The sequence below is a fragment of the Xanthocytophaga flava genome, from assembly GCF_030068545.1.
Classification (GTDB): domain Bacteria; phylum Bacteroidota; class Bacteroidia; order Cytophagales; family 172606-1; genus Xanthocytophaga; species Xanthocytophaga flava.
In genome coordinates this window covers 57,696-79,173 of record NZ_JASJOR010000034.1, presented here as the reverse complement: position 1 = coordinate 79,173, position 21,478 = coordinate 57,696, and the positions used below count along the sequence as shown (strand labels likewise).

At 38.8% G+C, this 21,478-nt stretch carries 17 protein-coding genes; 13 read left to right on the top strand and 4 right to left on the bottom strand.

Annotated features, from left to right (window positions below; translation table 11 throughout):
- Positions 1-109 precede the first annotated feature (109 nt).
- The 3 genes from QNI15_RS32640 to QNI15_RS32630 all read left to right on the top strand — a co-directional run bounded on the left by QNI15_RS32640 (position 110) and on the right by QNI15_RS32630 (position 3,056).
- Positions 110-925, top strand: a complete 816-nt coding sequence (locus QNI15_RS32640; protein ID WP_314035984.1) for an MOSC domain-containing protein — start codon at positions 110-112, stop codon at positions 923-925.
- A gap of 176 nt (positions 926-1,101) precedes the next feature.
- Positions 1,102-2,313, top strand: a complete 1,212-nt coding sequence (locus tag QNI15_RS32635; RefSeq protein WP_314004017.1) for a nucleoside permease — start codon at positions 1,102-1,104, stop codon at positions 2,311-2,313.
- A gap of 215 nt (positions 2,314-2,528) precedes the next feature.
- Positions 2,529-3,056: a YceI family protein gene (locus QNI15_RS32630; protein WP_313987194.1), complete on the top strand. Its 528-nt coding sequence runs from the start codon at positions 2,529-2,531 to the stop codon at positions 3,054-3,056.
- A gap of 100 nt (positions 3,057-3,156) precedes the next feature.
- Here QNI15_RS32630 and can read toward each other — a convergent pair whose 3' ends face one another.
- On the bottom strand, positions 3,157-3,822 hold the full coding sequence (gene can / locus QNI15_RS32625; RefSeq protein WP_314004014.1) for a carbonate dehydratase: 666 nt from the start codon (positions 3,820-3,822) through the stop codon (positions 3,157-3,159).
- Positions 3,823-4,021: 199 nt separating this feature from the next.
- Between can and QNI15_RS32620 the strand changes: the two genes are divergently transcribed.
- From QNI15_RS32620 to QNI15_RS32610, 3 genes are all read left to right on the top strand, one after another.
- Positions 4,022-5,200, top strand: a complete 1,179-nt coding sequence (locus tag QNI15_RS32620; protein ID WP_314035982.1) for a baeRF3 domain-containing protein — start codon at positions 4,022-4,024, stop codon at positions 5,198-5,200.
- Between the two features lie 91 nt (positions 5,201-5,291).
- A complete protein-coding gene (locus tag QNI15_RS32615; protein WP_314004008.1) occupies positions 5,292-5,534 on the top strand; it encodes a hypothetical protein in 243 nt (80 codons plus the stop codon).
- A 507-nt stretch (positions 5,535-6,041) separates the two neighbouring features.
- Positions 6,042-6,674, top strand: coding sequence for a nitroreductase family protein (locus QNI15_RS32610; protein ID WP_314004005.1), 633 nt, complete (start codon positions 6,042-6,044; stop codon positions 6,672-6,674).
- A 120-nt stretch (positions 6,675-6,794) separates the two neighbouring features.
- On the opposite strand, the gene dnaE is transcribed toward QNI15_RS32610, so the two are convergent.
- The gene (dnaE, locus tag QNI15_RS32605; RefSeq protein WP_314035980.1) at positions 6,795-10,376 is read right to left on the bottom strand and encodes a DNA polymerase III subunit alpha; all 3,582 of its coding nucleotides are present in this window, start codon (positions 10,374-10,376) and stop codon (positions 6,795-6,797) included.
- A 179-nt stretch (positions 10,377-10,555) separates the two neighbouring features.
- Between dnaE and QNI15_RS32600 the strand changes: the two genes are divergently transcribed.
- Positions 10,556-10,951: a hypothetical protein gene (locus tag QNI15_RS32600; protein WP_314035978.1), complete on the top strand. Its 396-nt coding sequence runs from the start codon at positions 10,556-10,558 to the stop codon at positions 10,949-10,951.
- 152 nt (positions 10,952-11,103) lie between these two features.
- Here the strand turns inward: QNI15_RS32600 and QNI15_RS32595 are convergent, their stop codons facing one another.
- The gene (locus QNI15_RS32595) at positions 11,104-11,382 is read right to left on the bottom strand and encodes a HigA family addiction module antitoxin (RefSeq protein ID WP_313987176.1); all 279 of its coding nucleotides are present in this window, start codon (positions 11,380-11,382) and stop codon (positions 11,104-11,106) included.
- Between the two features lie 288 nt (positions 11,383-11,670).
- Between QNI15_RS32595 and QNI15_RS32590 the strand changes: the two genes are divergently transcribed.
- From QNI15_RS32590 to QNI15_RS32580, 3 genes are all read left to right on the top strand, one after another.
- A complete protein-coding gene (locus tag QNI15_RS32590; protein ID WP_314035976.1) occupies positions 11,671-12,456 on the top strand; it encodes a DUF4905 domain-containing protein in 786 nt (261 codons plus the stop codon).
- The gene (locus QNI15_RS32585) at positions 12,446-13,735 is read left to right on the top strand and encodes a LysM peptidoglycan-binding domain-containing protein (protein ID WP_314035974.1); all 1,290 of its coding nucleotides are present in this window, start codon (positions 12,446-12,448) and stop codon (positions 13,733-13,735) included. The genes QNI15_RS32590 and QNI15_RS32585 overlap by 11 nt, the downstream gene beginning before the upstream one ends.
- Before the next feature lie 512 nt (positions 13,736-14,247).
- Positions 14,248-15,381 carry a hypothetical protein gene (locus tag QNI15_RS32580; RefSeq protein WP_314003993.1) on the top strand — a complete coding sequence of 378 codons (1,134 nt, stop codon included), beginning with the start codon at positions 14,248-14,250 and terminating at the stop codon, positions 15,379-15,381.
- Between the two features lie 43 nt (positions 15,382-15,424).
- Here QNI15_RS32580 and QNI15_RS32575 read toward each other — a convergent pair whose 3' ends face one another.
- Positions 15,425-16,114, bottom strand: coding sequence for an SDR family NAD(P)-dependent oxidoreductase (locus QNI15_RS32575; RefSeq protein WP_313987168.1), 690 nt, complete (start codon positions 16,112-16,114; stop codon positions 15,425-15,427).
- 511 nt (positions 16,115-16,625) lie between these two features.
- Between QNI15_RS32575 and QNI15_RS32570 the strand changes: the two genes are divergently transcribed.
- The 3 genes from QNI15_RS32570 to QNI15_RS32560 are packed head-to-tail and all read left to right on the top strand — an operon-like array spanning position 16,626 to position 21,474.
- The gene (locus tag QNI15_RS32570) at positions 16,626-17,414 is read left to right on the top strand and encodes an RNA ligase family protein (protein ID WP_314035972.1); all 789 of its coding nucleotides are present in this window, start codon (positions 16,626-16,628) and stop codon (positions 17,412-17,414) included.
- A 40-nt stretch (positions 17,415-17,454) separates the two neighbouring features.
- The gene (locus QNI15_RS32565) at positions 17,455-18,498 is read left to right on the top strand and encodes an RNA ligase family protein (protein WP_314035970.1); all 1,044 of its coding nucleotides are present in this window, start codon (positions 17,455-17,457) and stop codon (positions 18,496-18,498) included.
- A gap of 3 nt (positions 18,499-18,501) precedes the next feature.
- Entirely contained in the window at positions 18,502-21,474 is a 2,973-nt protein-coding gene (locus QNI15_RS32560; RefSeq protein ID WP_314035968.1) for a poly(A) polymerase, read from the top strand.
- Positions 21,475-21,478 lie beyond the last annotated feature (4 nt).

The window sequence follows — 21,478 nt, the reverse complement described above, 5'->3', positions numbered from 1 at the left end:
CAATATTAACAAGCAATAAAGTGAACGTAAAATAGTACCTTGCTCTGAATTATCGGAAAATTATATCCTCATACATAAAGCAAGGAATCATACATCTCTCTCTATTCTAATGGACACGTTGCATTTGTCTGCTATTTATATCTATCCTATTAAGTCATTGGGTGGTTTTTCTGTTACCGAATCCTCTGTTGAGGAGCGAGGACTGAAATATGATCGTCGCTGGATGCTTGTCGATGAAAACAACAAGTTTCTGACACAGCGAAGTAATGCCAGACTTGCTTTGTTGCAGGTGTCTATATCTAATGACAGCTTGCTGGTAACACATAAGCACACTCATGAAAAAATTGCTATCCCTTTACAACCTCAGACTTCCGAACATCTTCAAGTACAGGTATGGGATGATATTTGTGAAGCTGTTGTGGTCGATTCGGTTGCTGACACATTTTTTAGTGACTATATGGGGAGCCGTTGTCGGCTGGTCTATATGCCCGATTCTTCCATTCGTCCTGTAGATCCACGTTATGCTGTTACCGATAACTATACCAGCTTTTCAGATGCCTATCCATTTCTGATGATTGGACAAGCGTCACTGGATGATCTGAATGGTAAATTGGAAGAGAAACTACCCATGAACAGGTTCCGGCCTAATCTGGTTATAAGTGGAGGGACTCCCTATGCAGAAGAAAGCTGGCGAGAGATACAGATAGGAGAGGCTCATTTTTATGGAGTAAAGCCCTGTGCCCGTTGTGTTGTGACCACTACCGATCAGCAAACTGCCAAGGTTGGCAAAGAGCCGTTACGCACTTTAGCGACATACCGGAAAGTGGGAAATAAGATTTTATTTGGCCAGAACCTGGTCTTTGGACGCAAAGGATCCGCTATACGCGTTGGTGATTTGGTGTCTATTTCTTCTGTTAATGGCTGATAATCTGACGATAAGGTTCGTAGAAATAAGTGTATATCCTGTTTAAAGGTCTCAGAATTATCCTTATACAAGGAAATTTTAACACGATTTTAAAAAGCAGGTATTTCTGATTTTTGTAGATTGGGCTCCTGTTTTATTTCTTTTCTGTCTTTCACTTTTAACCTTTTATTGAATCAATGAACGCTAAAGTGCGCATACAACTCTCGGTAATGATGTTTCTCCAGTTCTTTGTCTGGGGTTCCTGGTATGGACAAATGAGCAAATATTTATTTACACAACTCAATGCAACTGGTGATCAGGTAGGGAGTGCATATGCTGCATTTTCTGTAGCAATGATTTTTGCACCGTTTTTTGTAGGTATGATTGCTGACCGTTATTTCGCAGCTCAAAAAGTTTTAGGAACCTTAAATTTACTAGGCGCCGGCCTTCTGTTTTATCTTACTCAGATTACAGATGCAGATTTGTTTTTCTGGGTTATGTTGGCTTATTGTTTGTCTTTTGCTCCAACAATTGCTTTGACAACATCCATTTCAATGCGTCAGATGGCAAATCCGGAAAAAGATTTTCCATCCATTCGTGTACTTGGAACTCTGGCTTGGATAATCGTAACCAATATAATTGGTTTTATGGATATTGGAGATAAAGTTACCATATTCCAAATCTCCATGATTTCATCTGTTGTTCTAGGATTGTTTTCATTTGCTCTGCCAAATACTCCGCCTACATCTACCGGGCCAACTAGCTTTACACAGATTATAGGTGCTGATGCTTTCGTTCTCTTCCGGAATCGTTCATTTGTCATTTTCTTTATTGCTTCTATTCTTATTTGTATTCCATTATCATTCTATTATGCAATGGCTAATCCTGCTTTGACAGATGCAGGAATGACCAACGTGGAAAATAAAATGTCGCTTGGACAGGCTTCTGAAGTTATTTTTATGTTACTACTTCCACTTGCATTTAGCCGTTTAGGTGTAAAATGGATATTGGTAACCGGGTTGTTGGCATGGATTGCCCGATTTGTATTCTTTGCTTATGGTGATGCGGGTTCTGGTGAATGGATGTTTTATCTGGCAATTGTTTTACATGGTGTTTGTTATGATTTCTTCTTTGTTACTGGCCAGATTTATACAGAAACAAAAGCAGGTGAAAAGATAAAGTCTCAAGCACAAGGGTTAATTTCTTTGGCTACTTATGGTGTGGGTATGTTTATTGGGTCTAAACTGGCTGGTAAGGTTACAGATATGTATACAGTGAATAATGTGAAAGACTGGACGCATATTTGGTTAATTCCTGCCGGTATTGCTGTTGTTGTATTAATCATGTTTCTGGTTGCCTTCCGTGAAGATAAGCCCTCAACAAAAGAAAAAGCAACTGTCTTATCGTAATAAAGAGAGATAAGATTTGTTATAACTTATTGAATTTCATATGTTATCTGCCAGATCGGATTGTCGGTCTGGCAGATTTTTTTATCTATTATACCCTCATTTTTTAATAGAAAATTAATTTGAAAAATATTTGTATATACATTAAATGTTTATACATTTGTGTCATCAAGTAGTTATCACTTATTCATTTTATACACTTTATAATATTTAAAACTATGGCAACATGGGCAATTGATCCACTGCATTCAGAAATTCAGTTTCGGGTTAAACACTTAGTGATTTCAAACGTAACAGGAAGCTTTCAGAAATTTGAAGGTAAGGTTGAAGCTGACAAAGAAGATTTCTCAGATGCTTCTATAGCATTTTCAGCCGATATCGACAGCATCTTTACAGGTAATGAGCAACGTGACGGACACTTAAAGTCTGGTGATTTCTTTGATGCTGCTCAACATCCGAAATTATCTTTCCAATCTACTTCCTTTAAAAAAGTAAGTGGAGATGAGTTTGCATTGGAAGGTGATCTTTCTATAAAAGGAGTTACCAAACCTGTAAAACTGGAAGTGGAATTTGGTGGAACAACGAAAGACCTGTATGGCAACACTAAAGCTGGTTTCGAAATAAAAGGTAAAATCAGTCGTAAAGCATTTGGTTTAACATGGGATGCTGTGACTGAGGCAGGTGGAGCTGTAGTATCTGATGAGATTCGTTTGATACTGAACGTACAAGTTGCAAAACAAGCTTAATAGGTTTTTTAGCAATCAATTCATACAAGTAAAAACCTCATTCGGCGAGAGCTATTCTCTTGTTCGAATGAGGTTTTGTTTTATAAGGTTGTTTTAACTGTTATTCGTCAGTTTTATCAGTAGTAAGTTGTTTGAATCGGAAAATAGGATGGAGGCTATCCTGATCATTTACCTTAACATTCAAATCTTTGATCTTTCCGGTGCGCATGTCAAATACCCAGCCATGAATATTAAGTTCTCTGCGTTCCCATGCTTTTTGTACAATAGATGTTTCTGCCAGATTATAAACCTGAGTAATTACGTTTAGTTCTACCAGACGATCGGCACGTTCCTGATCATCGTTCAGGCTATCAAGTAAAACTGAATGTTTGAAGTAAACTTCTTTAATATTCTGTAGCCATTTATTTACCAAACCGTAGTTTTCCTGTTTCATGGCTGCCAGTACACCTCCACAACCATAGTGTCCGCAAACAATAATATGTTGTACATGAAGTACTTCTACTGCATACTGCACAACACTCATTGCATTTAGATCTGTATGTACAATTACATTAGCAATATTCCGGTGAACAAAAATTTCGCCTGGCTCAGATTGGGTAATTACTTCTGCTCCTACACGACTATCTGCACAACCAATCCAAAGTACATGAGGACTCTGACCACTGGATAATTTATCAAAATAGTCTGGGTCCTGAGAAAGTCTTGATTCTACCCAAGACTCGTTGTTTTGCAACATTCTCTCATAAAGTTCATTCGATACAGGCATCCTAATTAGTTTAGTTAAAATAAAAGAAGAACGAAAAACAGGTTATAACGACAGCAGGTTTGAGAACAAAGAAACTAAAATTTTCGCGTGTACCCAACTTCATTTTTACAGGCATACTTTTTTAACCCATAGAGTAACTTACATACCTGTGATTTACACAGGAAAATAAATAAAGTGATCATTTTGTGTATTTAATTTTATGGAGGCTATCGATAAACAAACTATTCTGAGGTTAGCAAATCAGAATGCCAAACCTTGTATTTCTATTTATATGCCTACACATCGCAAAGGCGATGAGGTAAATGAAGGTTTGGACAGAATTCTGTTTAAAAATCAAGTACAGAAAGTAAAAAACGAGCTACTTCGTGCAGATATGCGTAGTAATGAGGTAGATGAATTAATAAAACCTTTGGAAGGATTATTAAATGACACAAACTTCTGGAAGAATCAAACCGAAGGTTTGGCTGTATTTCGGAATCCTGAGTTATTTGAATACTTTCAAAGCCCAATTCCATTCAATGATTTATGTGAGATAAATAGTCAGTTTAGACTGAGGCCTTTATTTGCGTTTACCCAGTCCTCATCGGAATATTATATTCTTAATATTACCCAAAAAGGAGCTTCGCTTTTTCAGGCAGATCAATATTTCATTCATCCTGTTGATACACAGGATCTGTTTCCTGCCAGTATGGACGAAATACTGGAACCTTATGAGCTGGAATCTGAAGGTCAAGGACAACCACAAAGCAAGTCTGGCCGAATGCAAGGAGAAGCAAGTGTACATCGGGGAGCAAAAGAAGAAAACAAATATAAAGATCATTTGCTTGCTGATTACTTCCGGGAAATTGATAAAGGTGTGAAACAATTGCTGGCCCAATCGAAAAAACCTTTGGTACTGGCATGTGTGGAATACTACCATCCCATCTATCATGAAGTAAACACCTATCCATTTCTTCGTGAAAAAGGTATTACAGGAAGCTTGGGTACTATTAGTCAGAACGAAATACATCATAAGGCAAACGAACTGCTGGGCGATTATTTTACTGAACGTCAAGACAAGCGTATTACGCAATATCAAAATAGCAGTGGCAGCGGATTAATTTCACACGACTTGCGCCAGATTCTGGAATCTGCTGTGACAGGTCGGGTTGATACCTTGTTTGTAAAGGATGATGTCGAGGTTTGGGGACTGTTTGATGAGAATAATCTGACTGCAACTATTCATGATGAACGTAAAGACAATGATGAATCTTTAATCGATAAGGCGATTATGCTAACATTGCGTAATGGAGGTGAAATCTATATCATGAATGATGTAAACGTGCTTCCACATACATCAGAAAGTAATATTGGCATTGCTGCTTTACATCGGTTTTAGATATATCTGATTTCCCGGATTCAGATAACAAGTAATACAAATAACCTGAGTCCATATTGTTACCTATTTTTCATTTTAACTATGTACGATTATGAGTCAGAATCGAGTAAAAGGGCCCAACAGGAATGATTCTCCACTTAAAAAAGGCTCACCATCTGGAGAGGGTAGAAGTAAAGCAGGAAGCAAGCCGGTATTAGATCTGGACAATCCGGAACAACATGAGGAGATGCGGGAAAAGTATACCGATGGCCCGGATGAACCAGGTGCAAACGTACGGGTGCTACATCCCAACCGAAATACAGATAAGCCATCTATAGACGATAATACATACTAATAGACATATCGTTTTTATACTAGTATTTTGCTTATAGAGGACCAAAGTAATAGGAACCTAGGTTTTGGTCGTATATAGGAAAGATCAAAATTCTGGTAATAACTGATTATTATCAGAATTTTGTTAGATAAGCAAGAGGGTTAATCAGAATGCTGATATTTTCTGAAGTTGATCGAAATATAGTTGATTTTTTATTTTTGGAGAGCTTACTGCTCTGTCAGAATGAACCAAAACTTTTATTGGAATTCTGATTAGATAGTTCAACCATAAACCCAATGCTGATTTCACTAAGATAGTGAAATCAGCATTGGGTTTATAGTTACTACTTGGCTCTGATATAACCGCAAGTTGCCTTTACCCACTATATACTCTACCAAAGAGAACTCTTTACAACTAATAGCGCTTTTCTAATATTATTTAGGAATATACTATAAAATATATAGTATATCGAACATTTTCGATATGATCTGAGTTGTATGATCAGAAACTATCTCTTCCATACAAATTATGAGTCTGATTGACGCACTAAACTGGCGCTATGCCACTAAACAAATGACTGGGGAAATCGTACCTCAGGAAAAAGTAGACATTATTCTGGAGGCTGCCCGTCTAGCCCCTACCTCTTCTGGTTTACAACCTTTCGAAATATTGGTTATCACAAATCCAGAGTTGAAAAAACAGATACAACCTATTGCTAATGGTCAGCCACAGATTGTAAGTGGTTCTCATTTACTGGTATTTGCTGCATGGGACAATTATACCGAAGATCGTATCAACGAATTTTTTGATCGTACCAATGCAGAACGTGGAACTGTAAACGAGAGATTTGAGGCATATCGTAATATGTTGTTACGTATATATCCTGCCCGTCCGGCGGAGGAAAACTTCCAACATGCTGCCAGACAGGCATATATTGGATTAGGTCTTGCTATTGCGGCAGCGGCATTAGAAAAAGTAGATGCTACACCTATGGAAGGCTTTGATGCAAAAGCGCTGGATGAATTTCTGAAGTTAAAAGAAAAAGGATTACGTAGTGTAGCTCTTCTTCCATTGGGCTATCGGGATGTGGAAAAAGATTTTCTGGTCAGTCAGAAAAAAATCAGAAAAAGCAAAGAGAACTTTATTACAGAACTGAAGTAATGATCTTCTTTGAAGAAATAAAAAGCGTCTAAAAGCAATGCCTCGCAAAACTTTTAGACGCTTTTTTTTAAGGCTGTTTTTAAGCTAATTTTTATACGATAGAGACAGATCTAGACTGCTTTACCATACTAGCTTATACACAACTCCATCCATCTCTTCAATTTCCTTTATTAACTCATTGCTTGGATTGATGCGATATAGTCGGGATTTTCCTTCTACCTGCATTTTCTCACGAGAATCTGAAAGAGAGATACGCAATTCACAGTCGCCCGGATAGTTTTTGGCCAGATCTGCCAGTTTGCTAATTACAGTTGCATTGATGGTAGTCAGATCCAGACTAAGTTGAACACCCTTACATAGCTTTTGCCGCATTTCACTTAACAATTGCATTTGTTGTGGCTTAAACTCAAATTGATCTGTTGAGTTAAAGAAACGAGGCTCGTATTTACCTTTAATAAATATGAAGCCACCTTCCTGCAGGTAGTTCGCAAATTTTACGTGATTCTCGCCAAATAATGCAATTTCCATTGAAGCATTATAGTCTTCCAATGTGAATATCGTAAAAGGATTACCACTTTTGGAAATACGGGTTCCGGTCTTGGTAATGATACCTGCAATGTTTATTTCTCTGTTTTTAAAGTTCTCGACCTGATCAATCGGAGTGATGGCAAACTGTGACATCTCAATACGGTATTGATCCAGCGGGTGTCCTGAAATATAGAAACCTACTACTTCTTTTTCGTGTTTCAACCGCTCAATTTCAGTCCACTGCTCACAAGGCATTACACGGGGAGGAGGTAATTCTCCGCCTCCATCTGCTCCTCCAAACAAGCTTTGCTGAATTTTTCCTTTTTCAGACTGAGCCTGGTTCCCAAATTTGATTGCCTTTTCGATCAGTGTACCTCCATTATCAGCAAAGTACTGGGCTCTATGCAGACCAAAGCTGTCAAATGCACCACCATAGGCTAGACTTTCAAATGTTTTTTTATTGACTGTTCGTAAGTTTACTCGTTTGGTCAGATCAAAAATATCTTTGTATGGCCCATTGGTTTCCCGTTCATTTATCAGATCGCCTACGGCCGCTTCTCCGGCTCCTTTGATAGCGCCCAGTCCAAAACGTATCTGTCCTGCTTTATTTACGTCAAATACAATACTACTTTCATTTACATCTGGTCCTAGTACAGGGATTCCTGCCCTTTTACATTCTTCCATGAAGAAGGTGATCTTTTCAATATTACCTAAACAGGAAGTCATAACAGCCGCCATATATTCTGCTGCATAGTGTGTCTTCAGATAGGCGGTTTGATAAGCAACAAATGCATAACATGTAGAGTGAGACTTATTAAAGGCATACGATGCAAACGCTTCCCAGTCAGTCCAGATCTTTTCCAGTTTTTTCTCTGAAAGTCCTTTCGCTTTAGCACTGTTAATAAACTGTGGCTTCAGTTTATCCAGTGTCTTACGGTCTTTCTTACCCATCGCTTTTCGAAGAACATCGGCATCTCCTTTGGTAAAGCCAGCCAGTTTCTGGGAAAGCAACATTACCTGTTCCTGATATACCGTAATCCCATAGGTATCTTTCAGAAACTCCTCCATTTCCGGTAAGTCATAGGTTACCTCTTCACGACCATGCTTCCTGTTTACATAGTTTGGAATGTAGGCAATCGGACCCGGACGATACAAGGCGTTCATGGCAATCAGATCATCAAACCGGTCAGGTTTCAGATCCTTCATGTATTTTTTCATACCATCCGATTCAAACTGGAACACAGCATTGGTTTCACCCCGCTGGAACAGTTCATAGGTAGGTACATCATCTAATGGGATATTATCTATTTCAATCTCCACTCCATGGTTTCGCTTGATCAGATTCAGGCAATCACGAATAATTGTCAGGTTTCGTAATCCCAGAAAATCCATCTTGATTACTCCTGCATCTTCAATTACTTTTCCATCAAACTGAGTAACTAACAGATCTGAATCTTTTGCTGTGGAAACTGGTAAAATGTTTGTTAAATCGTCTGGCGCGATAATAATACCTGCTGCATGTATACCTGTATTTCGTACCGTTCCTTCTAGTTTCTCAGCTTCTCTCAGTACTGTTGCAGCCAGATCTTTTCCATTATATAGCTGCCTCACCTTTTTTACATTTTCCAGTTCATCCGGAGTAACAATATCCGCCAGATCTTCCAACGGCATATGGATAAGCTTTTGAAAGTTAATACCATAGGTTGGTTTGTCTGGAATTAGTTTGGTAAGAATATTGGTGTCCATTAATGGATATTCCATTACCCGGGCAACATCTTTAATGGCTGATTTAGTCGCCATTGTACCATACGTAATAATCTGGGCAACCTGATTGCGTCCATATTTTTCAACTACATAATCAATAACTTTTTGCCTGCCTGCATCATCAAAATCCGTATCAATATCAGGCATTGACTTTCTGTCAGGATTCAGAAACCGTTCAAATAGTAACTGATATTTCACGGGGTCCAGATTCGTAATCCCAATACAATAGGCTACAGCTGAACCTGCGGCTGACCCCCGGCCAGGTCCAATCATTACACCTAGTTCCCGACCAGCCTTGATAAAATCGGATACAATCAGAAAGTATCCGGCAAATCCCATCGTTTTGATTGTATGTAGTTCAAAATCAAGTCGTTCTACTACTTCTTGTGGCAACGGAAGATTTTCGTCTGGTTTTACAACTGCATCCAATGGTAATCCATTGTAACGGCGTTTGGCTCCTTCATAGGTTAGATGGTGCAAATAATCATCCCCATCTGTAAACCCTGGAGGGATAGGGAAATTAGGAAGAAGAATGTCCTTCTTGAGCTTAAGTGTATCTATCTTGTCTACAATCTCATTTGTATTGTCAATTGCCTGTGGCAGATCTTTGAACAAATCGCTCATCTCTGCCGTATTTTTAAAGTAAAACTCATTGTTTGGAAAGCCAAATCGATAGTCTTTCCCTCCAAAACCATCTCCTTTCCAAACAGGTTTACTTTGTAATTCTCCTGTGTTCACACAGAGCAGAATATCGTGTGCATTGGCGTCATCCTGATTTACATAATGAGAGTCATTGGACGCAATTACTTTTACATTGTATTTAGCTGCAAATCGAAGTAATACGGCATTTACCTTTTCCTGGTCATCCAGTTTGTGACGTTGCAGTTCAACATAATAATCTTCACCAAACAGATCCAGCCACCATTTGAATTTTTGCTCTGCAATTTCTTCACTCTGATGCAAGATGGCCTGTGGCACTTCTGCGCCAATACAACAGGTTGTGGCTATTAATCCTGTATGGTACTTCAATAATATCTCTTTATCAATACGAGGCCACTTGCTATAAAGACCTTCCATATAGCCCAACGAACATAGCTTGGCAAGATTCTTATACCCTTCCTGGTTTTTCGCTAACAGCAATTGATGGTTCCGAACGTCTTTGTCTTCTTTGGAAAATTCTTTTTTGAGACGATTTTCAACCATATAGAATTCACAGCCCACAATGGGCTTAATATCATTCTTTGAGGCTTCTGCTACAAACTTGAAAGCCCCAAACATATTTCCATGATCTGTAAGTGCAACAGCAGGCATTCCATCTGCTTTGGCTTTCTTCATCAGTTTGGAGATATCTGCAGCCCCATCAAGCAGTGAAAACTGAGTATGGCAATGTAAGTGACTGAATACAGGCATAACAATTTAAAGAAAAATAAAAATACAGGCAATTGAACTATCCGATAGAACGGAAAGATACTCAAAAATAGTATCTTTTTTCTTAACAAAACATCTTGATTATGAAGTTGCATTTTCGTATTATTGAGTAGTTAAATTATATTTGATATTGGTTAAGTGATATAAAAGGAGGTGGGATCATGAATAGCGATTACAATATTCAAATAGGAGCCGTTGGAGGCTTTTTTAGAACTCTATGGGCTGTCATTTGCCGTAGAAAAGTATCGATGCCTTTTGTAAGGCGTGCACTTTCGTCGCGAGGTTATGCTATTCGGGAACCTTATGTTTTGTATAAAGATTGTCGCGTAGCCAAAATACAGGTAGATACGAAGGATAGAATCTGGTTGTTTACACATTCCCGACACAAGCCCTATGTAAACCGATATAGAGTATGGGATATGGTAGTAGCTCTTTATAGAGTTCGGCAAAGTTATCTGAACTTTTTATATGCTGCCAGCAGGCCTGGAGTCTCTATTCCACGAATAGAAATTAATCTACAGACTAATAGCCAGAGAGGAACTGTTTCCGGAAGATAAAATCCTTTTACTTGAAAAGATACCTTTGACTAGTTTACTTCACAGTAAAATAGCCATAAAAATAAAATTCCTCAAAATTGAGAATTTTGAGGAAAAAATATATTTAATAAACACTAGATATGGTATATATTTCTGAATGTAGCACTTTATGCTTAAAGAGTAGATTCATTCACTCCATTTACCATTTCAATGCGTTCAAGTTCTAATTCGTAATCAGCTTGCAGGCGAACCCACTCTTTAGCCCTATAACCAAACTCTTTCTCAAGGAGAAGGGCTATTTTAGGTGTAATACGGCGTTTGCCATTTAAAATGTCCCCGAATTGAGAATTGGAAACATGAATTTTTTCTGCTACAAACTTTGCTTTGATGTTGGCAGATTGTAGTTGCTTTTTCAGCAAGATACCTGGATGCATTGGGTGTTCTTTTTCCATGATTGCTTTAGAGTAGAGTAAAGAGTGTTCAAGACGCGAATATTATCACAATATTGTGAAAAATGCAATAAATTAAAACGTAAATCGTATTAAAATTTAGTTAGAATTGAAACCAAATTTACGGAAAAATGTTTGGCAATAAATATACTAAATATTATAATAGTCAATGTATATACAGAGAGGATTATTTTTGATCTGCTTCCTATTGACTAGTATTTGAGAATGAGCAGATTAATAGATGATCTTCTCTAAGAATAGAATGTGAATCATTACGATATAAATCAAATTTTGTTACCCGCTTTTTCTTTTTCTTTTGATGGACTCATCTGGCGCGTGATTCCAGATCTTCATAAGCCTTATCTGATACTGGAAATCCGTCATTTCTCTCACAAAGTACTATTTGCTGCTGTAGATATTCACCAGAAAACACTTATGTGGGCCAATTGGTCACCTTCTGAACGTTGGTGGAGTAGTGGTGTTGCTGCTGACAGAGGTATATTATTTTTGCAAATATTTCCGGATGGCCAGAATCCGGATCCACGCGGTATCGTGGCCCTGAATATAGAAACGCAGCAAATTTGCTGGGAGCAAATAGAGCTGCAATTTATGCAATTAGCTTCGGATGGTTCTGTGCTAACCCGTAGGATAAAAGAGGCATTACCTGAATATTATACACTGGATGCATTATCAGGAAAAATTATCCGACAATCTGATGAGCCGCTTTTTTCTGTATCTGTACCCAGTTCTTCTGCTATCTTTCCCGTGCATTATACATCGGAAGATGATTATTTTCAGATTATTGCAGAATTTTTATCCAAGACCCTTAAAATTTTACCAAAAAATGCATTGGAATATGCGGAAACCAAGCATAGTATAATTATTTCTTATTATATTTACGCCGAAGATCAGGTAGAAAATTATCTGGTCGTTTTCGATATCCATTCCCGAGTGCCGCTCTTGCACGAAAAAATAGCAACCCAACGCACGGGTATCGGAAAAGGTACGTTTTTCGTTTTTGAGCAGTTATTAATCTTTGTAAAAGAGCAAACCCTCCTTCTAGGCTATGAAATCTAAACACATCTTTTTGTTTTCTACTTGTCTATTCGTAAATGTATCTGTTTTTGCGTCTGTTTCCATGCCAAAAGATTCAGTTGGAGTAGAACGCAAAGGAAAAAATACCTTGGTTTTGCATAAAGTAGAGTCAGGTGAGACCCTTTTTTCATTGGCTCGCCGCTATCATTCTTCTGTAAACACAATTAAAAGTGAAAACCCGGGAATGAAAGATGCGCTGAGGTCAGGAGAAATTATAAAAATACCTTATACAGGTTCTGTTGCAGTAAACACATCCGGTACGCCTGCTACAACCAGTGCTCCCAAAGACAATGATGTCATTGTGAGTGGTAAGAAACACACAGTAGCCAACGGCGAAGGATTATATAGTATTGCCCGCAAATATAAAGTATCAGTGGATAATCTTCGTAAATGGAACCGCTTATCTTCTGATGAATTACACATTGGTCAGGAACTAGTTGTAGGTAATGGTGAAGCTTCTGAAAAAGCTGAGAAAGCAGCCATTATTGCTGCTTCTACCGAAGAGAAAGCTACAGTGCCTGCTGGTAGTAAGAAACACACAGTAGCCAATGGCGAAGGATTATATAGGATTGCCCGCAAATATAAAGTATCAGTGGATAACCTGAGAGATTGGAATGATTTGCGTTCAGATAATATTGATATAGGACAGGAACTGGTTGTAAGTTTGCCTGAAAATACACCGGCACTTACTACTGTTGCACATACAGAAACCAAAGTACATGAGCCTGTAAAAACAACCATCGTAGAAAAAGCACCAGAGAAAAAAACAGCTACTCCTATCGTTGCCACAACTCCTGCACCTGTAACTAATACGATTGCAACTACTACACCAGTAAATACAGAAAGCAAACCTGCTACTATGGATCCAACAGCAACGGCTATGGTGACACCTGCCTCAACTGGTAAATCTGTAGATAGTATTGGAAATAAAGAAGAAGAAAAGGCAGCAGAGAAGGCAAGTCCATTGGTGATTAACAACAGTGGATATGTAAAGACAGTTGAAACTGGTATGGCTGAGGCAATTACAGATGCTGCAAGCAGTGACTTATTTTTGGCCCTTCATAGAACTGCTCCGGTTGGCACTATTATGCAGGTACGAAACGAAATGAATGATCAGAGTGTTTTCGTAAAAGTAGTAGGCAAGCTTCCTGATACTGGGGATAATGATAAGGTTATTGTAAAATTATCTAAGAAAGCATATGAAAGATTAGCTGCTGTTGACAAGCGTTTTCGTGTACAGGTCTCTTACATGCCTCAATAATAAGTAACTAAAATGTAATTTGTTCAACGAGTTCGTACTAAACCTGATGCGGACTTGTTGAACAAACCTTTCCAGCTTCTCTATTTGCATATTGATCATTTGATACGAAAATGTATGTTAGATCAGAAGTAATGGTTTCGGATAATAAACAGTGAGTCACTTCTCTGGGTCAATATGTCTTATTTTATGGAAGAACAGCAAAATCCTAACGCAACATGGCTAAAATATGCGTGGAACATATTATTTGCCTTACTATATCCCTTTTTGGTAACATTTTCCCTGCTATTTACAGGAATTCTCTGGTTGTTTTCTGGTTTTTCCCGAGCTCTCTTTAAACTACTAAATTCTTTTTCCAGTCAGGAAAGCGAGAAAATTTCTGAGTGAGTAAAATTACTCTTTTGCCGATTTTCTTTCATCTAATAAAAATGGCACGATATTTACTTAATAAAAGGAAAGATACTAATTAATATTGTATCTGACACCTCGTATTAAAACTACACTCGTCCAAGTCTATGAAAAGAATTTTACTGATAATACTAATCCTCTCAGGGGCTTGTTCATCAGGAAAGAAAGCCTTACAAAAGGGAAATTATGAAGAAGCTATTATGAAGGCTATCAATCGGTTAAGAAGTAGTCCAAATAATAGTAAAGCCCGTGAAACCTTACGTGACGGTTATCCTCTGACGCTGGAATATCATACTAACCGCATAAGTAATCTCCGAAATTCAAACGAAGCCTTCAAGTATGAAGGGATTATTGCTTCCTATCAGGCCTTGACTCAGTTGACGAATGAGATTCAGCGCTGCCCTGCTTGTCGTGAAGAAGTTCCTAATGCACGTACCTATCTGAATGAGATTGGTGAAGCAAAGCAACTGGCTGCTACAGAGAGATACAATGCAGGTGTAGTTGCTTTTGATCGGGATAATACCCGGGAGAGTGCAAAAGAGGCATATCTTCATTTTCTAAGAGCATCAGAATTTGTTCCTAACTATAAGGATGTGCAGCAACGTATGCAGCAAGCCAAGTTTGAAGCCACTCTTAAAGTGGTTTTTGAACAGATTCCGGTTCATTCGCGTGCCTATAGTTTAAGTAATGAATTCTTCCAGAATAAGATTAATCAATTTGTAGGAAGTGAAAAAATGAATGAGTTTGTTCGTTTTTATACGCCAGGTGAAGCTCAAAAGGTAGGTTTGCGCAATCCGGATCATCTGGTACGTATGCAGTTTGATGATTTTGTAGTAGGGCAGGTATACATGAAAGAGAGTACAGAAGAAATTTCACGGGATAGTGTGATTGTAGGACAGGTTAAAACAGCTGCTGGAAACAAAAATGTGTATGGTACAGTAAAAGCTAAATTTACCCTGTTTCAGAAAACTATAAGCTCTCGTGGATTAATGGACTTACAGGTAATGGACCCACAAACCAAGCGTGTATTATTTCAGGAAAAGATGCCTGGCGAGTTTGTCTGGAGATCTGAGTGGGCTAGTTATAAGGGAGATGAACGCGCATTGACTGACAAGCAGGTAAAGCTATCACAGTTACGTGAAGCTCAACCTCCTGCTCCTCAGGATTTATTTATCGAATTTTGCAAGCCTATCTATACACAGGCAACAGGCACTCTACGCAAATATTATCAGAATTATTAATTATGTATGGTATGGTACAGGGGGTCATATCTGTACCATGACATTATAATTTACCATAAACTTTTATAACGGTCTCTTCCGGACGCTTGTCAATCTGACAGGCGTTTTCTATTTTTTCAGCAAGCTCTTCTGGTTTAACCCATGCTGAAAAATCGGCATTTGGCATTGCTGCTCGATTGGTTGGAGTATCTATAATGCTAGGAACTACTACAGAAGTAACAATATTCTTTTCTTTGCCAGCTACATTCAAGAGTTCAGCTAATTTAAAAATCAGTGATTTGGATAGAGAATAACCAATCAAGTCTGCACCTGCATCAGATTCAAGGGCAGGACGCGCACCAATTAATACCAGACGACCCCCATTACCATGTGCCTGCATACGTAAAAACAGAGGACGAGCTACATTGTAAGTTGATTTGAAATTCAACTCAAACATTTGTTCTACTTCATGGTAACTGGTTCGGACCAGATTTCCCATCGAAAAACCACCTACAAGAAGTACCGCTGCCTGAAGTGAAGGGTATTGATCGTATGTTTGTTGAACTACTATGCGAGCAGCATCTTCATCAAAAAGATTTGCCTCCTTTACAGTTAGATTAGGATTTTCTGGAAAATGATGACGTGTCCGGGGCTCTACTACAGCGATCACCTGATAACCTTCTGTTAAAAACCTTTCAGTAACGGCACTACCCAGATTGCCTGCGGCACCAGTAATAAGAACTGCTTTATTCATGAGGATTGGTTAAGAGGATAAGATAGTTAAGTTGGCTAATGAACAAAAAAAATAAATTAAAATGTAAATTTGTATAAACAACCTTATTTTTTTGTGCTTAATTGGAATAGTAGATAGTTATTTTATGAGAAATCCTATTGAGGCAGAATTTGTTTTGATAAATAAGGTAATAGAAAACAATCTATCTATCTCTGATTGAAAAAAACGTGGTTTATTTTGGTTACCTTTCATAGAAAGTTGAATTAATATATAACAGACTTTTGTTCCGCTTTTTAAACAGTGCGTGTCTTGTAATCTACATACTACCCCTCTTGCCTGATCCTCAGGCAGGAAGATCTCCCAAATAGATCTTCTTAGTTATTCTATTGCCTATTTTCTTATTTTAAAAACTACCTGAGCCAATCAGGAAGGATACGTGTATAGTGTCTGATTGTTGACTGTTAGTGAACGTAACAGCTACTTGTGACTATACAGGATCTTTTCTGGATAGGCTATCTATAACTGATTACATATGATTACTATAAAAAAATATCCTCGTACACGCCATATTGAGGGATCAAGATTGCAAAAAGGTGACGAAGATCTGAAAAGTGTACCTTTTGAAGAAATAAAGGGCAAGTTTCTGGTTATCGAAGAAAAGATGGATGGTGCAAATGCAGGAATTAGCTTTTCAGAACGTGGCGAACTGCTGCTACAAAGTCGTGGACACTACCTAACCGGAGGTTATCGGGAACGTCATTTTGATTTACTGAAAACCTGGGCAAATACCTATGCTCCACAAATGTGGGATGTAATTGGAGATGAGTATATTATTTATGGTGAATGGATGTATGCTAAACACACAGTATACTATACAGATCTGCCTCATTACTTTCTGGAATTTGATATTTATGATAAGGTAAAAGATGTATTTCTGAGTACGTTCCAACGTCGTGATATACTGGAGTTTATGCCTTTTATGAAATCTGTGAAGATATTGTTTGAAGGTCCTCTGACTCATAAAGAACAGTTTTACGATTTTATTACACATTCTCATTTTATCAACGATCATCATATGGAATGTTTGAAATCAGATTGTGAAAAGCTGGGGTTACGATATGACATTGCAGCAAAGGAAACCAATCCAAGTCCTGTGATGGAAGGTTTATATATCAAACAGGAGAACGAGCAGATTGTTGAAGACCGGTTTAAGTTTGTACGAGCCGATTTTCTGACCAGCATTCTGGATTCAGAAACACACTGGCTGGACCGTCCTATTATTCCTAACCGACTGGCAGAAGGTGTTAATCTGTTTGAATGATTGCCGGGATTGGTTTAATCCATGACTAAATAAGAGATTTATGTTTACATCATACGAAAAAATAGAAGGAGGTTTACTGAATCGAGGGCTGACTCAGGAACACTACAGACAGATACAAAAGGCAGAATGGGTAGTTACAGAGAAATTGCATGGCGCAAATTTCTGTGTAGTACTCACTGCACAGGAAATACAGTATGCAAAACGAAAGGAAATTCTTTTACCTGAAGATGATTTCTTTGGATATCAAGATCTTGTAGAGAAGCTGGAAGGAAAGTTTCTGGAGATACAGGATCTTTTGCAGAAGAAAGGACTACTCAAAGCAGAAGAAACAGCCTTGTTGTATGGCGAACTTTGTGGAGGTGGGTATCCACATCCGGATATTGAGCCTAATCCTTTGGTAGATCTGGTACAATCCGGTATATACTATTCACCCAATATTGAGTTTTGCATCTTTGATATTGCTATACAAAATGAGACTTCTGATGTGGCTAAAAAATACCTGGATTATGATACTATGGCTTCCTTGTGTGATCAAGTAGGTTTGATATATGCAGAGGCACTTTTGATTGGGAGTTATGAAGAAGCTTTGCATTTTGATATCCATTTTGAAAGCAGACTTCCTGCAAAGCTGAATCTGCCCCGATTGCCTTTTCCTAATTCGGCAGAGGGAGTGGTGATTAAGCCACGGGTTTCATTCGTATTGACTACTCCTAAGGAGATATTCCGTCCTGTATTGAAAATGAAGATTCGGGAGTTTTCAGAAGTGCAGTTTCATCAGTCTGAAAAATGGAATGCTTTTGAGCCTAAAGGTAAAACTACCCGCCTGATAAGGGATATTTTACGATTGGTTAATGCTAATCGTGTGTCGAATGCTGTTTCAAAAATTGGCCGGGTTAAGGCTTCTGATAGCCACAAAGTAGCACAATTGAGCCAGTATTTTCAGGAAGATATACAGTACGAAATTGAGACAAACTTTCGTAAGTCCCTGAATAAGCTTACTCAAATGGAAAAAGAAATGATCGAAAGGCATATTCAGGCAGCCATGGAAGAAACCATAAAAGAGTTTTTGAGAGAGAAAGGATAAGACATGAAAGCAAAGAAAAAAGACGGACCCAAAGAAAAGTTTATCACCAGTCACGAGATTATCCATCGTATTCTATGGGACCCTCGTCTGAATCCACAGGTGTTTGTGATCGGTTTTCTGGATCGGATGTCTGCCAGTGGACTGAGAGAGAAACCATTGCTGGAATGGGACGAAAATGGAGAAATTCCCTGGCATCGTATCCGGTATGTTCGGTGTGGTGAGGTAATTGTATGGGATCGGGAGCAACGTATTGATTTGTTTACAGGTGATCAGTTGCCTGAGACTGTCTGGAATACTGAACCTGAAACAGTAAATGCTCCCGTAGTTGTTTTTAAACCTGCTTCTGTATATGGATATAGAAATGGAAAGTGGCAGATAGCATCAGAGAAATCAGAAGTTGACAATCCAAAAAAGTTGCGGATTGCTACCTATAACGTATTGACCAATCGGTTCGATGGGGAAGATGCAACTATACACAAACGTATACCTGCTATTATAGAACAATTGCAGGAAAGCGAAGCTGAGGTTATTTGTCTTCAGGAAGTAACCACACTATTGTTGAGTAAGTTATTGGAACAATGCTGGGTACAGAAAATGTACATATCTGCTATTGGAGAAACATTTGCTGCAGAACAAGGATTGCTATTGTTATCTATCTTTCCTTTTTCGCTCACATCACATTCCTTTTCATCTCATAAAGGATGTTTGGTAGGATCATTGCAGTTGGCAGAGAACAGCATTCACATAGCAGTAGTGCATTTGACTAGTAATCGGGCAGTTGATGCAGAGAAGATCCGTACACAACAGATTTCAGTGGTCCGTGATTATTTGTATACATTGTCAGGAGCAACTGTAATAGCAGGTGACTTTAATGCCAGAGAAGAAATGCTGGAGCCTCTCTTGCAGAAAGAATGGAAAGATTGTTGGGATCAGCTTTATCCGGATCAGCCAGGCTATACATTTGATCCAGCTGTAAATCCATTGGCAGCCAGTAATACGCTTTCGGGTTATCCAGGTCGGTTGGATCGTATTCTGATTCGTTCGGTTACCCGCCATTGGATTGCAGAACAGGTAGATTTATTTGGTAACAAGCCTGTTGAAGGAACATATGGACAGTTGTATCCTTCAGATCATTTTGGGGTATATGCTACACTGGCTTTCCATACAGAAAGTGTGCGACTGGATAACGATACTTTTACTACACTACAGCCTACTTATCAGAGTGCTATAGTGGTCATTCCTCCAGAGAGTTTATGGGGCCCTATTCAAGCTATTCGCAAACAATACGATAGCAAGGTAGCACGATGGATGCCACATATTACGCTAGTGTATGGGTTTATTCCGGATGAATATTTTAGCTCTGCCACTGCTTTACTAGCCAAAAAGCTGACAAGGCTCAGACCGTTTGACGTAACACTGACAGGGTATGAAGCGTTTACTCATCGGAATAATATCACTGCGTGGCTAAAACCTGAAACGGAAACAGCAGGACAATGGCAGGAATTACAAAGTGCATTACAGGAATTGTTTCCTCAATGCAATGAACAGATAAGTCGTACAACAGGTTTTACACCGCATCTGAGTGTGGGACAGTTTGCAAATGAACAACAGGCGCAAAAAGTATTACCTGAATGGGAGCCCGTGTCTTTTCAGGTTTCGCAGATTGCTTTGATTAGTCGGAAGGGAGACAATCCGTTTTCTGTACGTTATCGTATTTATTTAGAAAGTGGACAGATTGAACAGGTTTCAGACTCAAGCTTGACAGGTTTTATTGAAAAATCATTGCCATTGCCCACAAGTCACCAGAAAGAACAGCAACAAGTAGTTTTGTCTATAATAGAACAGGCTTGCAGCGATGTTATTGGCCAGCATACACGGCTGTATACATTAGGTTCAGCACGGTTGGGTATTCAAAGTATTACAAGTGATACCGATGTTGTTTGTCTGATTCCAGAAGGTGTTTCACAGGCAGATTTTCTGCAAAGCGTACAAATTCAGCTGGAGGGTATTTACCAAAAGGCCCGTTTTGCTACTGATGTACAGATACCTGCACTCAGATTGAGTATAGAAGGACAACAGATTGATCTGCTTTGTGCCAACTACAGGCTTTTTTCTGTGATCCCGGCACAAATTACAGAAGATAGGATGTATGATTTTGATTCTGTAAGCTGGCAGGCTGTGAGTGGATGTCTGGAAGCTGATCGGATACTGGAAGAAGCACAGAAGTATGTTTCGCTGGAAGAATTTCGATTATTGGTTCGGGCTGTTAAGCTTTGGGCTAAGAAACGAAAGATACAGGGAAATGGATGGGGATACTTGGGGAGTTTTTCCTGGACAGTACTGGCGCTCTGGAGTTGTAAAACCTATCAGCCAAAGAAGGGCAGGCGAGATTTGGAAACTTTGCTGATGCATTTCTTTCAGGTGGTGAGTCAGCATGACTGGCGGATTCCAATAGGTATTACTGAGGAGAGCAAAAACTTTCGGGTTCGGGGAAAGCGTGATCAGATGCCCGTTGTCACGGCTGTTAAACCAGTATTTAACAGTGCCAGAAATGTTACAACATCCACTTTTTGGATTCTGAAGACAGAGCTGAGCCATGCATATAAACGGATGCAATCAAACTGGACGGATGTATTTGCAGAGCAGACTATACCTGAAGATAATATACTGATATTGAAACTAGATTGCCAGACTGAAGAAGAACTGGAATTGTGTTGTGGCTGGATAGAGGGACATATAGTGGGATTCATTATTTCACTGGAGGAGCTAGGACTATTTGTTAGACCCTATCCCGGATTTGCAAAGTCACAAATAACCGCTCAGACTTTTCTGGAACTCCAATTAACTGAACAGACAGATAAGAATGGTTTTGCACAGAAAACAGTTGAGTTTATTCATCAGTTTGAAAGCTGGGAGTTTCGTTCGGCCAGAAGCCTGATGACCGTAGAAAGTAGATGGGTTATTCAGAACTTTTAATATT